The organism is Thermoactinomyces mirandus (assembly GCF_013868055.1).
GTDB lineage: Bacteria > Bacillota > Bacilli > Thermoactinomycetales > Thermoactinomycetaceae > Thermoactinomyces > Thermoactinomyces mirandus.
This window is the reverse complement of the sequence record NZ_JACEOL010000030.1, coordinates 131,921-145,775: the sequence shown is the minus strand read 5'-3', so window position 1 is coordinate 145,775 and position 13,855 is coordinate 131,921. Positions and strand designations below refer to the sequence as shown.

At 45.0% G+C, this 13,855-nt stretch carries 10 protein-coding genes and 1 pseudogene; 2 read left to right on the top strand and 9 right to left on the bottom strand.

Annotated features, from left to right (window positions below; all coding sequences use genetic code 11):
• The first annotated feature begins 2 nt into the window (after positions 1–2).
• A complete protein-coding gene (locus H2C83_RS09485; RefSeq protein ID WP_181740079.1) occupies positions 3–1,343 on the top strand; it encodes an MDR family MFS transporter in 1,341 nt (446 codons plus the stop codon).
• Between the two features lie 178 nt (positions 1,344–1,521).
• Here H2C83_RS09485 and H2C83_RS09480 read toward each other — a convergent pair whose 3' ends face one another.
• From H2C83_RS09480 to pyc, 3 genes are all read right to left on the bottom strand, one after another.
• Positions 1,522–2,802, bottom strand: coding sequence for a glutamate-5-semialdehyde dehydrogenase (locus H2C83_RS09480; protein WP_246333834.1), 1,281 nt, complete (start codon positions 2,800–2,802; stop codon positions 1,522–1,524).
• Entirely contained in the window at positions 2,799–3,908 is a 1,110-nt protein-coding gene (proB, locus tag H2C83_RS09475) for a glutamate 5-kinase (protein WP_181740077.1), read from the bottom strand. The genes H2C83_RS09480 and proB overlap by 4 nt, the downstream gene beginning before the upstream one ends.
• 326 nt (positions 3,909–4,234) lie before the next feature.
• Positions 4,235–7,672, bottom strand: coding sequence for a pyruvate carboxylase (gene pyc, locus H2C83_RS09470; protein WP_181740075.1), 3,438 nt, complete (start codon positions 7,670–7,672; stop codon positions 4,235–4,237).
• 315 nt (positions 7,673–7,987) lie between these two features.
• Here pyc and H2C83_RS09465 point away from each other — a divergent pair, with 315 nt between their 5' ends.
• Positions 7,988–8,872, top strand: coding sequence for a R2-like ligand-binding oxidase (locus H2C83_RS09465; RefSeq protein WP_312853888.1), 885 nt, complete (start codon positions 7,988–7,990; stop codon positions 8,870–8,872).
• 120 nt (positions 8,873–8,992) lie between these two features.
• Here the strand turns inward: H2C83_RS09465 and H2C83_RS17755 are convergent.
• From H2C83_RS17755 to H2C83_RS09435, 6 genes and pseudogenes are all read right to left on the bottom strand, one after another.
• Positions 8,993–9,271: pseudogene (locus H2C83_RS17755) on the bottom strand (hypothetical protein); the annotation flags it as partial.
• A gap of 526 nt (positions 9,272–9,797) precedes the next feature.
• A complete protein-coding gene (locus H2C83_RS09455) occupies positions 9,798–10,505 on the bottom strand; it encodes a response regulator (RefSeq protein ID WP_181740183.1) in 708 nt (235 codons plus the stop codon).
• A 5-nt stretch (positions 10,506–10,510) separates the two neighbouring features.
• A complete protein-coding gene (locus tag H2C83_RS09450; protein WP_181740073.1) occupies positions 10,511–10,777 on the bottom strand; it encodes a hypothetical protein in 267 nt (88 codons plus the stop codon).
• 410 nt (positions 10,778–11,187) lie between these two features.
• Positions 11,188–11,880: an N-acetylmuramoyl-L-alanine amidase family protein gene (locus H2C83_RS09445; RefSeq protein ID WP_181740071.1), complete on the bottom strand. Its 693-nt coding sequence runs from the start codon at positions 11,878–11,880 to the stop codon at positions 11,188–11,190.
• Positions 11,881–12,169: 289 nt separating this feature from the next.
• Positions 12,170–13,069 carry a sporulation protein gene (locus tag H2C83_RS09440; RefSeq protein ID WP_220184096.1) on the bottom strand — a complete coding sequence of 300 codons (900 nt, stop codon included), beginning with the start codon at positions 13,067–13,069 and terminating at the stop codon, positions 12,170–12,172.
• 18 nt (positions 13,070–13,087) lie between these two features.
• The gene (locus H2C83_RS09435) at positions 13,088–13,783 is read right to left on the bottom strand and encodes a thermonuclease family protein (protein ID WP_181740068.1); all 696 of its coding nucleotides are present in this window, start codon (positions 13,781–13,783) and stop codon (positions 13,088–13,090) included.
• Between the last annotated feature and the right edge of the window lie 72 nt (positions 13,784–13,855).

Genomic DNA, 13,855 nt, shown 5'->3' with positions numbered 1-13,855 from the left:
CGTTGGTCAAATTTCTTCTTTTCGGAACTGTTTTTACCAGGACCGCCGCTTTTATGAGCCTGCCATTTCTGGTTTTTTACTTGACCCATTTTATCCATTTAACTCCCATGCAAGTGGGAACGGTAATGGCAATGATGGGCCTGGGTGCAGCATTGGGGGGATTTTTCGGAGGATACCTGTCCGACCTGTTCGGGCGCGGGTTTATCATGACTATTTCATTATTTGCCTGGACATTCTGTTTTTTCGGTTTTCTGATTGCACAGGATTATATGTTTTTTCTTATATTAAGCCTGGCACACGGTTTATGCCGTGCATTTTTTGAACCGACATCCCAGGCATTGATGGCTGATCTGACCATTCCCAAAAAGCGTCTGAAAGTGTTCAGTTATCGTTATACCGCCATCAATATCGGTATGGTGATCGGCCCCTTTTTGGGAACATACCTGTTCCAAACCATCGGAGCCTATACTTTTGTGATTACCGGCTTGTTATTTATTGTTTTCTCCTTTATGCTGATCGGATATCTGGCAAAATACAAGAGAGACATCAAACACACCAGACCTGCAGCAAACGTCCAGTTATCCAAATGTATCCATGTCATAAGAAAAGACCACACGTTGGGATACTACATTTTAGGCGGCATGATCTTTTACGGTGTTTACTCCCAATTGGAATCCAGCCTGCCCATGTTTTTGACGAATGAAATCGAACAGGGAGAAGAAACCTATTCCCTGTTACTGATGATGAATGCGTTAATGGTAATTTTATTTCAACCTTTGATCACCAATTGGGCTGAGAAAAAAAATTCGTTAAGCAACATTATCCTCGGCTGCCTGCTGTTTTCCGTCGGCTATGCTATATTTTCACTAGGGAATCAAAATCTGATCTTTATCAGTGGAACCATTCTGTTCACCCTGGGGGAAATTCTCATATTCCCGGTGAGCAACCAGCTTGTTGACCAACTGGCAAAAGACCAGTACCGCGGCGCCTATTACGGTGCAGCCAACTTTGCCCAAATCGGATTAAGCTGGGGACCATTGGCAGGGTCCTGGTTATATAACCAAATTGGCGCCCCCATGATGTGGGTAGTCATTTCTTTGATTGCCTTACATATTATCTGGTTCTATGCCTATGGATACCAGCTGTACATGAAAAAACAGGGAATCGGAGCCTTGTCGATCTTGTATCAGATATTCAATGATTTGAAACTGATCCCGATCTTCAAGTTCACATTTAAGATGATTCCGCTGATTTCCATCCTGATTGGCCTTTTGTTTTGGGCAAACCAGCAGTTTGGAGAAAAAATCAGCTTTCTCCATCATTGGATGCTTTCCAGTATGTAAAAAACAAATTGGATGACAGAAAGATTCCTGTCATCCAATTTTTCTGTTTATAACACTGCGCAGGTTTCTGCTGCTTCCATCCTGCCAGGAAGCAGCCAAGACGTTCCGGCACAAAAAACACATCAAGGGTTGGAAAACCTCCTCCCCTGAATCCCGTTTTTCTCCGGTCAGTCTTTTATTACTCCCGCACCTGGCCATTTCCCCGGATCACATATTTATAGCTTGTCAATTCCCTGAGTCCCATCGGACCGCGTGCATGCATTTTCTGGGTAGAAATTCCCATCTCGGCCCCAAACCCAAACTCGGCGCCATCTGTGAAGCGGGTTGATGCATTGTGATAAACAGCAGCTGCATCTACCCGGTTCAAGAAGGCATCAGCGGCGGAGGCATCTTCAGCAATGATCGCTTCCGAATGCAGCGTACCATACTTCCTGATGTGATTCACCGCTTCTTCCAATCCCTTAACTACTTTTACCGCCAGGATCAAATCCAGAAACTCGGTCGCATAATCTTCTTCGCTTGCCGGTTCGATCTCAAGGCTGCCTTGATCCTGAAGAATCCGGCAAGTCTGCTCACAGCCTCTTACCTGTACGCCTTTAGCCACCAAATCTTTCCCCAACCGGGGCAGATACTCGTCTGCAATCTCCTGATCGACCAGAAGCGTCTCTATCGCATTGCAGACGGAAGGCCGCTGTGTCTTCGCATTGACGACCACAGACCGGGCCATGTCCAGATCAGCTGAAGCATGTACATAGATATGACAATTTCCCACTCCGGTCTCAATGACGGGAACATGGGCCTGCTTCACAACCCGACGGATCAGCCCGGCTCCTCCGCGCGGAATGACCAAATCGACGGTATTTTTTTCCCGAATCAGAATATCTATGGAATCCCGTTCTGTCCGTTCGATAAATTGAATGGCTTCAACCGGAATGGCAGTTTTGGCCAATCCGTCAGTCATTGCCCGGACCAGGGCCTGATTGGAATGAATCGCCTCTTTTCCTCCGCGTAGTACAACCGCATTCCCCGCCTTGATCGCCAGTCCGGCGGCATCTGCCGTTACATTGGGCCGTGATTCGTAAATAATTGCAATCACTCCAAAGGGAACTCGCACTTTTTCAATTTTCAGGCCATTGGGCCTCTGGAATGAAGAGATGACTTCTCCTACAGGATCATTATATTCGGCCAATGAATTTAAACCCTGAATCATATCTTCCAGCCGCCTGTCCGTAATCAGCAGCCGATCCTGTTTGGCTGACGACAAGCCATTGTTGAGGGCATTTTCCAAATCTGCTTTGTTCGCCTGAAAAATTTGCCGGCGCTGATCCCAAATGGCCTCGCCCATCCGCTTCAAGGCCTGTTTTTTTTCTTCAGCAGATAGAATCGAGCATTTTCGCGAAGCCTGTTTCGCCGCCCGCGTCTTGCTTGTTACATACTCTTTCAGATCATTATTCATCATAATACATTCTCCTCCTCTTCCATTATTACCATCATATCCCGATGGACCACTTCGTGGATTTTTTCATGTCCGGAGTCCCAGGCTCTCCTTTCCAGCAACAAGTGCAAATCGGAACTGGAGAAACTGGTCATTCCTTTCCCGATCATATAGCCGAACGGGTCGCTGATTTCAACGATGGCCCCTTCCAGAAAGGTGCCGCTCACATCGATGATCCCGCCCAGCAGCAGGCTTCCATGTCTTCGCACAAGTGCTTCTTTTGCACCCTGATCGATGATGATCTTGCCTTCCGCCCGCGTACTGAATGCCAGCCATGATTTTTTGCTTGGCAAACGGCTTTGCGGAAAAAAGTGGGTACCGGCTTTCTTACCCTGCAAAATCTTTCTCAAGATCTCCGGTTCGTTGCTGGAGGCAATCACAACCTCCATTCCGGAACGAACGGCAATTTTGGCAGCAATCAATTTCGTCCGCATGCCGCCTGTTCCAACGATACTTCCGCGATCTCCGGCGATTTTTTCCAATTCCGGCGTAATGGCATGCACTTCATCGATTTTTTTGGCCCGGGGGTCTTTTCGCGGATCTTCGGTGTACAAACCATCAATATCTGTCAGCATGATGAGCAGATTTGCTTCCGCCACGATAGCCACCAAACTGCTTAAGGTGTCATTGTCACCCACGCGAATTTCGTCTACAGCCACAGTGTCATTCTCATTTACGATTGGAATAACCTCTTTTTTGATCAATGTTTCCAAAGTGTTCCGAATATGAATAAACCGTTTTCGATCTTCCAGATCCAGCCGGGTGAGCAATAGCTGTCCAACCGACATTCCCTGTTGCTGAAAATATTTTTGATACGTGTCGATTAAAGCCCCCTGCCCCACCGCGGCCGCCGCCTGTTTCTCAGGAATGGTGACACAACCCGGCGTCAACCCCAATCGCTCCATCCCGGCCGCGACGGCTCCGGACGAAACCAGGATCACTTCAATTCCCAGCTGTCTCAGCTGTGAAATTTGCCTTACGATCGCTTCCGTCTTTTTCTCGGATAAAGTTCCATTTTGTTCGGTTAAACTGCTGGATCCAACTTTGACAACAATGCGTTTGTTTCTCATTCCTTCACCTCTTCAAACAAAAAAAGCCTTCATCCCAGAAGGACGAAAGGCCTTTTCGCGGTACCACCTTCATTGATACACCCCGCCAACAACCGACAGGATGTACCCACTCAATCTGAATAACGGTCAGTTGCCGTATCCGCTTTTCACGGAAAGCTCAAGAGGCGGGACAACCCGGTTACATGACGGGTTTTTCCAGCCGCGAAACCCGCTCTCTGAATCATTGCCCCGGATCAGTTCACTCTTTCATTGCTTTTTGATATGCAAGTTTTATAAATGGTTATACATGAAATAGTATAAATTGTCAATCATCCGGACAATAATATTTATTCCAATTCAATTAACAAATCGCCTGTTTCAATAGCATCTCCAGATTTTACATGAATTTCTTTAACAGTGGCATCAAAAGGAGCCTGAATAGTCGTTTCCATTTTCATGGCCTCTGTAACAAGGAGATGTTCGCCTTTCATCACTTTATCTCCTGTCTCAACCAATATTTTGAGCACATGCCCCGGCATGGTTGCCCCGATCTGTCCCGGTTCATCGGAATCTGCCTTGCGGCGTGTGTTCACTGCCGTTTCTGCCGACAGGTCACGAATTGTCACTTCCCGGGGCTGTCCGTTCAGTTCATAATATACTCTTCTTGTTCCCTCAGGTGTCAGCGGGCCGACCGTCATCAACTTGACAATCAACGTTTTTCCTTTTTCAATTTCGACGTTGATCTCTTCTCCAAACCGGAGTCCGTAGAAAAATGTGGGAGTATCCAAAACCGAGACATCGCCGAATTCTTCTGCTTTCTTTTCCTTGTCCAGGAATACTTTCGGATACATGATATAGCTGATGAGATCGCACTTGCTGATCTTTCGGCCTGTTTTTTTCTCCAGTTCTGCCCGTGCCTTATCAAAATCAACCGGCTCCAGCAGTTCCCCCGGACGGCAAGTAATATAATCACGGCCTTTTAAAATGATATCCCGCAATTTTTCAGGAAATCCGCCAGGAGGCTGTCCCAGAAAGCCCTGGAAGAACTGAACCACGGATTCCGGAAAATCAAGCCGCTCCCCTTTTTCATAAATATCCTGTTCGGTCAGGTTGTTTTGCACCATAAACAATGCCATGTCCCCAACTACTTTGGAGGACGGAGTGACTTTGACAATATCCCCAAACATGCGGTTTACGGTTGCGTAGGCCTTTTTCACTTCTTCCCACCGTTCGCCAAGACCCACGGCAATCGCCTGTTGCTGCAGATTGGAATACTGTCCGCCAGGCATTTCATGGATATATACTTCCGCCGTTGGTGACTTGATTCCACTTTCAAAATCTTTGTAATAAGAACGCACATCCTCCCAGTAATCAGAGAGCTTTTGCAAATGATCCAGATTGAGTCCCGTTTCCCGTTTCTGTCCTTTAATCGCCGCGGCAAGTCCGTTCAAACTGGGCTGGGAAGTAAAGCCGGACATCGAACTGAGCGCAGTGTCAACAATATCAACACCGGCTTCATAGGCCTTGATCAGTGTGGACATTTGGACACCGCTCATATCATGCGTATGCAAATGGATGGGCAAACCGATTTCTTCTTTCAGCGCTTTAATCAGTGTATACGCTGCGTACGGCTTCAGCAATCCGGCCATATCCTTGATCGCCAGGATTTGGGCCCCCGCTTTTTCCAGTTCTCTTGCCAGATCCACATAATATTTTAACGAGTATTTATCCCTTTTCGGATCCAGGATATCTCCCGTATAACAGATGGTGGCTTCGGCAATTTTTCCGGTTTCCCGTACTGCGTCAATGGCGGTCCTCATTCCTTCGATCCAGTTCAGGCTGTCAAAAATGCGGAAAATGTCAATCCCGCTTTTTGCAGCCAGATGCACAAACTTGCGAATGACGTTATCCGGATAATTGCTGTATCCAACGGCATTGGCACCCCGGAACAGCATTTGGAAAAGGATATTGGGAATCTGTTCACGAAGCAGACGCAACCTTTCCCATGGATCTTCGTTTAAAAAGCGCATGCTGGTATCAAAGGTGGCCCCTCCCCACATTTCCAGGGAAAAAAGATTGGGAACCAGTTTGGCCGTCGCTTCGGAAACTTTCAACAAATCATAGGTGCGAAGCCTGGTGGCAAACAGGGATTGATGCGCATCACGAAATGTCGTATCCGTTACGAGCAGGCTGTCGCTTGCCTTGATCCAGTCGATGAGGCCTTCTGCCCCCCGTTCATCCAGAATCTGCTTTGTTCCCGGCGGGATTTCCTGGTCATAGGCCACAGCCGGAATGCGCGGTTTTGGGAAAGCCGGTTTTCGGCAATCCGGCAATCCGGGATACCCGTTAACCACAATTTGTCCGATATAGTTCAAAAGCTTGGTGCCGCGATCTTTTCGTTTCGGGAACTCAAACAGTTCCGGGGTGTTGTCAATGAACGAGGTATCATAGCGTCCGCTTAAAAATACCGGATGTTGAACTACATTCTCCAGGAACTGAATGTTGGTTTTGACACCGCGGATCCGAAACTCTTTTAAAGTGCGCAGCATTTTTCTGGCTGCCTGTTCGTACGTCATCGCCCATGAAGAAACTTTGACCAGGAGTGAATCATAATGGGGGGTAATGACTGCCCCGGTATAAGCACTGCCGGAATCGAGCCGGATTCCAAACCCGCCGCCTGACCGGTAGGCAACCAGCTTCCCTGCTTCCGGCATGAAATTTCTGGCCGGATCTTCCGTGGTAACACGGCACTGAATTGCATAACCATGAGTAAACAGATCCTCCTGAGCGGGCACCCCCATTTCCGGATCGGTCAGCGCATACCCTTCGGAAATTCTTATCTGGGACTGGACAATATCAACTCCTGTAATCATTTCGGTGATAGTGTGTTCCAGCTGTACACGCGGATTAACTTCAATGAAATAAAACTTTTCATCAGGAGTTACAAGAAATTCGACTGTTCCCGCGTTAGAGTATTTTGCCTTTTTCATGAGATTCAAGGCTGCATCACACATTTTGGAGCGCAATGATTCCGTCAGGGAAAGACTTGGAGCCACTTCCACCACTTTTTGATGCCGGCGTTGAATGGAACAATCCCGTTCAAACAGATGAACCACATTCCCGTGATAATCGGCCAAAATTTGCACTTCGATATGTTTTGGATTTTCCAAATACTTTTCAATATAAACTTCCGGATTGCCAAACGCCGACTTGGCTTCTGACCGTGCGCGCTCAATCGCATCCTTCAGTTCACCTTGACTGGGGACAATGCGCATTCCGCGCCCGCCGCCGCCTGAAGCTGCCTTTATAATAATCGGATAACCGTATTTCTCCGCAAACTCTTCTGCCTCTTCCACGGACCGAATCGGATCAGGCGAACCAGGAACTACGGGAATTCCAGCTTTTAGAGCCATTTCTCGCGCATCCACTTTATTGCCAAACATCTGAATGTGTTCAGGGGAAGGTCCGATAAAAACGATCCCTTCTTGTTGGCATCGTTTGGCGAACTCGGCATTCTCCGCAAGAAAACCGTAACCAGGATGAATCGCATCAACCTCATGGCGCTTGGCCACTTCGATAATATCATCCATATCCAGATACGCTTCGATTGGGCCTTTTCCTTCACCGATCAGGTAAGCTTCATCCGCTTTGAACCGATGGAGGGACAAATTGTCCTGCTCAGTATAAACTGCAACCGTGCGAATACCTAATTCCGCGCAGGCACGAAAGATCCTGGTCGCAATTTCCCCACGGTTGGCAACCAATACTTTTGAAAAATGCATCATACCTTCCCGTACTCCTTTCGCAATTACAATCGATCATATCTTTTTATTTACAAATATTATAATCCAAGTTGTTCAATTCCTAAATATCACATAAATTTACAGCTTTTCCTGCTAAAAAATTTAAATCATATTTTAATCACCCCCACCAATCCAGGAATGTTAAAATAAATAAAATAAATGTATAATTAAGAAGAGAATTCTATTTCTAAAAATTATACTATATTTCTGTTACCCTGTTCACCTCTCTTTTTTTGAATGGCGAAGAAAAACTTTTGCGAAAAACAAACCGTGTTGTGACCAACGCGGAATGAAGGAGTGGTTATCATACGCAGGCAGTTTGTGGCAACGTGTGCGGACGGGCTGGACTTGCAATCCTTTCCCTACAAGCTCTTCCAAAAAGCCAAGCGAATGGGGTCATGGAATCCTGAAGATATTGACTATCGTCAGGATCAGAAAGACTGGCAGCAAATGACTTCCGCACAGCAAGCAGAACTTCGCGGCCGGCTGGCAGCGTTTGTGGCCGGAGAAGAAGCAGTTACGACCGATTTGCTTCCGCTGATCATGACGATTGCCAAACAGGGCCGTTTGGAAGAAGAACTTTATTTAACCACCTTTTTGTTGGACGAAGCCAAACATACCGAATTTTTCCGTCTACTCCTGAATGCATTGGGCGAAACCGAAGATGTATCCAGGTACCATCACCCTGCAATCCAAAAAATATTTCATGAAATGCTTCCTGAAACCATGAATCGACTCCTCTGCGATTCATCTCCGGCGGCACTGGCTGATGCCTCAACCCTTTATAACATGTTTGTCGAAGGTGTGTTGGCGGAAACAGGTTACTTTATTTTTTATGAAAGCCTGAAAAAATCAGGCCGGATGCCCGGCCTTACGGAAGGAATCGGGTATTTGAAAAGCGACGAATCACGCCATATCAGTTACGGGACATATCTGCTGCAACGATTGATCGCAGAAGATCCCTCTCTGTTTGATCGTATTGTAAAAAAAATGGACGACCTGATGCCGCTTGCCATGGAAATTTTCACGAACAACGGTTACGAGCGAAGCCCTTTGGGAATCAGCGCGGCAAAAATCAAGGCTTATGCCGTGAAACAGCACAAAGTACGAATCGATATCCTGGCCCGGGCCAAAACGGACCCGCTTGAGGAGATTGTCAAAAAGCTGATGGATGAAAAGTAGAAAAGAGTCGCCCAATAACGTCTGCCAAATAAAAAACGGGGGCATAATTCGTACCGATCTGCCGATCAGGTTCCCGGCTATATAAAAAACAAACTGAACAGATTTGCCACCCGCCAAAGTTTATATAAACATCATTATAACGTTTATTCTCAAAATAACGTAGACACTCACTGGTTCAAAGTGAGTGTGTTTTATTTTTGTTTTATTCGGCAATCTGCTGACCGGCTCAAACACTTTCCGTTTGGAAGCACCCGGGAAATCCCGTTCCGGATGGTATTCCTTCTCGCTTTTTGCGGCCACAGCCGTAGCAATTCCGTTTACGATCATGTTAACGATGGCACGGGCTTCAGACATAAACCGGTCTACACCAAGCAACAGTGCCGGCCCTTCCATTGGAAGGCACGATGTTCCACCAAATCCATCTTTTTGCCTTCACTGGCATATTTATTCACCTTTGTTTGATGCCTTGCGAGGCAATCATTTGAACCCCTTCGCCCGGCTCCACAAGATTGGCTACCACAAGTCCGATCAGCAGGAAAATGTCGTGATGATTTCAAAGTAGATCAGGATTTTCCACCACTCACCCTACCTTTTTCATATCCCTATCCTGGCAATGCCAGGAACAATGGTGAAAAAAATCAGAGGGGCGGTCACCCTTTTAAGCTTGTTGATAAAAACATCGCCGTGTTTTTTTGCGACATCCCGGTACAAACCGAATAAAAATTGCCGTTAAAACTTGAAGGCCATATTCATTAATAATTTTTCATTTCTGACTCCCCGATAAGTAATTTTAATAAATTATGCGAATTGAAAGAAATTGTTTCTTTCTTTTGTGTATACTTCAATATATTACAATATTATCAATAAGAATAATATATCTTAAAAATAAACTAATATTTTTGTACGATTCTTATTAATAAATCATTTACAAAAACGGAGCAACTCGATCCTTGTTCTTCTGATTGAGGGAATAACGGGAAAGAGGCCGGCCCACTGTACCGTAAGATAATTGTACGGAAACAAACCCGATTTCAGAGAGAAACTTCAGGTATTTGCTTACGGATACCCTGGTCAGTCCGATTTCCCTGGCCAATTCTTCTGCGGTAAACTCCATATTGCCCAAAGCAAGAATTCCATCCACCACCGACTGTAACGTCTTGACCGCCAATCCTTTGGGAAGTTCCGCCCGGGCTTTTATCTCTTTTTGCTGAAACAGGAAGCGATCCAGTTCATCCTGACTCAACACCCTGTGCCTCCCCAGCAATTCTTTTTCCTTTTTGTATTGGTTCAACGAAAATTTCAGGCGTTTGAATTCAAATGGTTTGATCAAATAATCCACAACTCCCAAACGCAGCGCTTTTTTAATATTTTCAATATCATTGGCCGCTGAGATCACAATGGCATCCACCTGTCTTTCCTGCTGGCGGATCTCCTTTAAAAAGGAAAAGCCATTTTCCCCAGGCATATGAATATCCAAAAGAACAAGGTCGATCTTCTCCTTTTCCAGAAGTGCCATCGCCTCTGCCCTGTTCCGGGCTATCCCGGTACAGGAAAATCCTGACATGGACATTAAATAACGGTGGTTGATTTCAGCAACCATTGGATCATCATCAACAATCAACACACGGATCATATTGCTCATTCCCCTTTTAACATTTCAGTCCGGTATTTGTTCTCCATTCTCCGTCTGTTGATAAACCCTTTAGCTCCCATGAAACCTTCGATAAAAATACGATTTTTTATTTGAAGTGAAGTACTGTCTTTATGAATTTTGCTCGGGAAGTGCCAATTATCATGCAAACCACTTTTCGGTAACCATTGGTTGATGTAATGCCATTTGATTCCTGCTTCTTCAAATATTCGCTTTGTTTCTCTGACTAATAAACAGGTTCTTTGCTTGATCATTCCATTTCGCTCCTGAATAAAACTGGCAACTTTAAAAGATGCCAATCCAGTTAAGATTTTTGTGTTAAAAGAAACCAGCCCGACTGTCCAACTGATATATCCATTCCAGTCTTGCAAGCAACAGGCTTTCCGGCCTGGAATTTCGGATATTTTCTGAAATATGAAATATCTTTCGCCCGCTTTATCACCCCGGCAAAATGTTTCCCAATTTTCCCTGAATTTGAATGACATAGGTTGAATCCCCTGCTCAATTTTTACCATTTATGTTATTTCGCACACCCAAAATGCAACTTTTTTTATAATAATACATTATCATGTTTTATTCATAAATAACAATATATTACTTTTATTCACATAAAGAAACCAGCAAAAGCAGAATATTAATCTGCCTTTACCGGTATAAAAAGGGATTATTTTATTTTCTTCAATGAAATTTCCCTGGCACCTTTGCGGACTGCCTCCAGTATCGCATCTGTGATCTTTGATTCATAGGCTGTATCGTAAACCGTTTTTCCGTCAACCGTAATCCGGTACATCGGTTTTGGCTGTTTTTTCTTTAACCCGAATATCTTTGCAACTCCCTCGACAACTGCTTCCGCCAGTCCATCCAGAAATTTTGGATCTCTCAACAATTGATTCTCTTTCTGATTGGTAATAAACAGATTTTCAATCAGCACCGCCGGCATCGTTGTCTCCCGCAGTACAGCAAAATTGGCCCGTTTTTTTCCACGATCCTTTATATTATACTGTTTCAGGTAATTCATAACGGCAGAGTGCAGAATATTTTGATATTGGGCGGTTCGGGAAGCTGCATTCGGATGGATAAAAGTTTCAAAACCGGAAGCCGATTCACTTGCTGCATTATTATGAATGGATAAAAACAGATCGCATTTCCGCGCATTTGCAAAGTCAGCTCTTTCGCTCAACTCCAAAAAGCGGTCATCCCAACGGGTCAAGGAAACGGAAACACCTTCATACTGACCAAAAAAATGATTGATCCTTTGGGAAATGGATAATACCACGTTTTTTTCTGCCAGTCCAAATCCGGAAGCTCCTTGATCTTTTCCGCCATGACCCGGGTCAATCACGACATAGGCGCCCATTCGTCGACACTCCTTTTCTTGTTTTTCATCCCGGCAGAAAAATATGAAATTAAAACCTCTTGTATTTAGTAATTTCTACATTTATTATATAAATCCCTTTTATTAAATATAATTTTTTCTATAATATGGTTTAACTCCCTTTAAAATCATCATATTCACAGCTTACTAATTTTTACAGGGTATGCGAAGGATAACCAAAAAAAACGAATAACCCTGACGGGTTATTCATCTCATCCTGATAGAATTATATATTTAAAGAAATGTATTTCTTGTCCCATAAAAGGATCAATCAATCATCTTCAAAAAAATCTTCCAATTCATCTTCGTCATCATCCTCAAACAATTCGTCAACCACTTCATCCACGACCATTGCCCCGATCACTCCGGCTGCAAATCCTCCGACAGCCCCGCTCAAACCGGAAGAACTGTGTCCATGATGATAGGAATGGCCATGTGCATCACGATAATAACCAGTCACTCCATATTCGGCCATTTCTTCCAAAATTCTTTTTAGCTCGCTGACCAGTTCATCTTCTGATTCAAGCACCTGTTGAGAAATAAATACTTCCCGCTTCAATTCTTTTTCATGGCCAAACGAGTAGAGATCCAGTTCCAGCAGCAAACGGACACCATCTGGCTGAACTGCCGCAATAAATTCCAATTCTTCGGCCCTGCCCTGCAAAAAATCGGTTGGAAATAATTCAAATTCCTGTACACGCCCGTTAAACTTGCGGGAGTCATGTTTTTCCCGGAAACCAAGTCGGCTTAAGGCATCAAGTACCTGTTGAAGGGGATTGGGACAAAGAATTTCTATGTAATCGCGGTCTTTCTGATCCACGCCGCCGGCAATATCCAGATTCGTACTGAAAAAGTAGGTAACATGATTCCCGGAAATCAACAGATCATACGGCAATAAATATTGAAAGGGAAATTCCTTTCTTTCCCCGGGATGGATGGTGAAGGATTCATACGTCGGGATCGTTGCCACGGTATGAAGATGTTCTGTATCATCATGGCGAATCGCCACCATCAGCAGAATATCAATCTTGTTGATCTCCTGTTCTACCTCTCCACCCTGGATCATCAGTCTTCCTGCAACAGTTTCCCCTAGTTGGAACTGATTTTTATCCAGCACCAGATCTACCTTTGCAGCTCCTTTGCCAAACCGGGCCATCAAGTTTTTGAACAACTCTTTTCACCTTCCCTTTTATTGATATGCTTCCCAGCACTCTTTCACCTGGCTGCGATGCCGGTTATCTTTGATTGCTTCCTGCTCCGAATAGTAGTAGATCAAGTTTTCAGGCTTGATGTCGTTGGCAACATGACATCCAATCGGATGGTAAACATCGCTGTTTTTGCTGGCGACGAAGATATTCCTTTCTTTTTTCAGCGACTCCGTTTTAAAGCCATCTCTCTTGCTGTAGTCATCCCATTGCCATATTCCGACTTTCTTTTGCTGCGCTTTCTGTTCCGCTTCTTTCATCTTATCGAGGTATTTGGCATCAGCATCTTCCACATAAGCAATCCGGGCAAACCCGCTTTTTACCAGCTCTTCCTGCAAGAGTTTTCCATCCACCACCACATAAGCCAGGAAGCGGCCATATTTGTCCCTTTTCGTCTCTTCTTTTTCCAACTCAATCTTTTTCGCTTCATGGATCAGTTTTTGTGTAAATTCTTTTGCTTCCTCTCCCAACGGCTGTTTCCCGATTTCCGGGTGATTGGTTTCCGGCGTATCCACCAGCAGCAACCGGACGGTCTCCTCTTTTCCCTTCAACCTCACCCTGATCGTATCCCCATCGACTACTGTGATCGCCTGTTTTGGAACCTCGGTTATTTCTTCATTGCCACAGCCGGCGACAGCCAAAAGCGCCAACAGCAAGCCCCATACTGCAAACTTTCTCACCTGTCCCCCTCTTTCTTATTTACTGCATGTCAATGCAAAAATGTTACCAATTTTCCTTCCTTTGCTAATTTA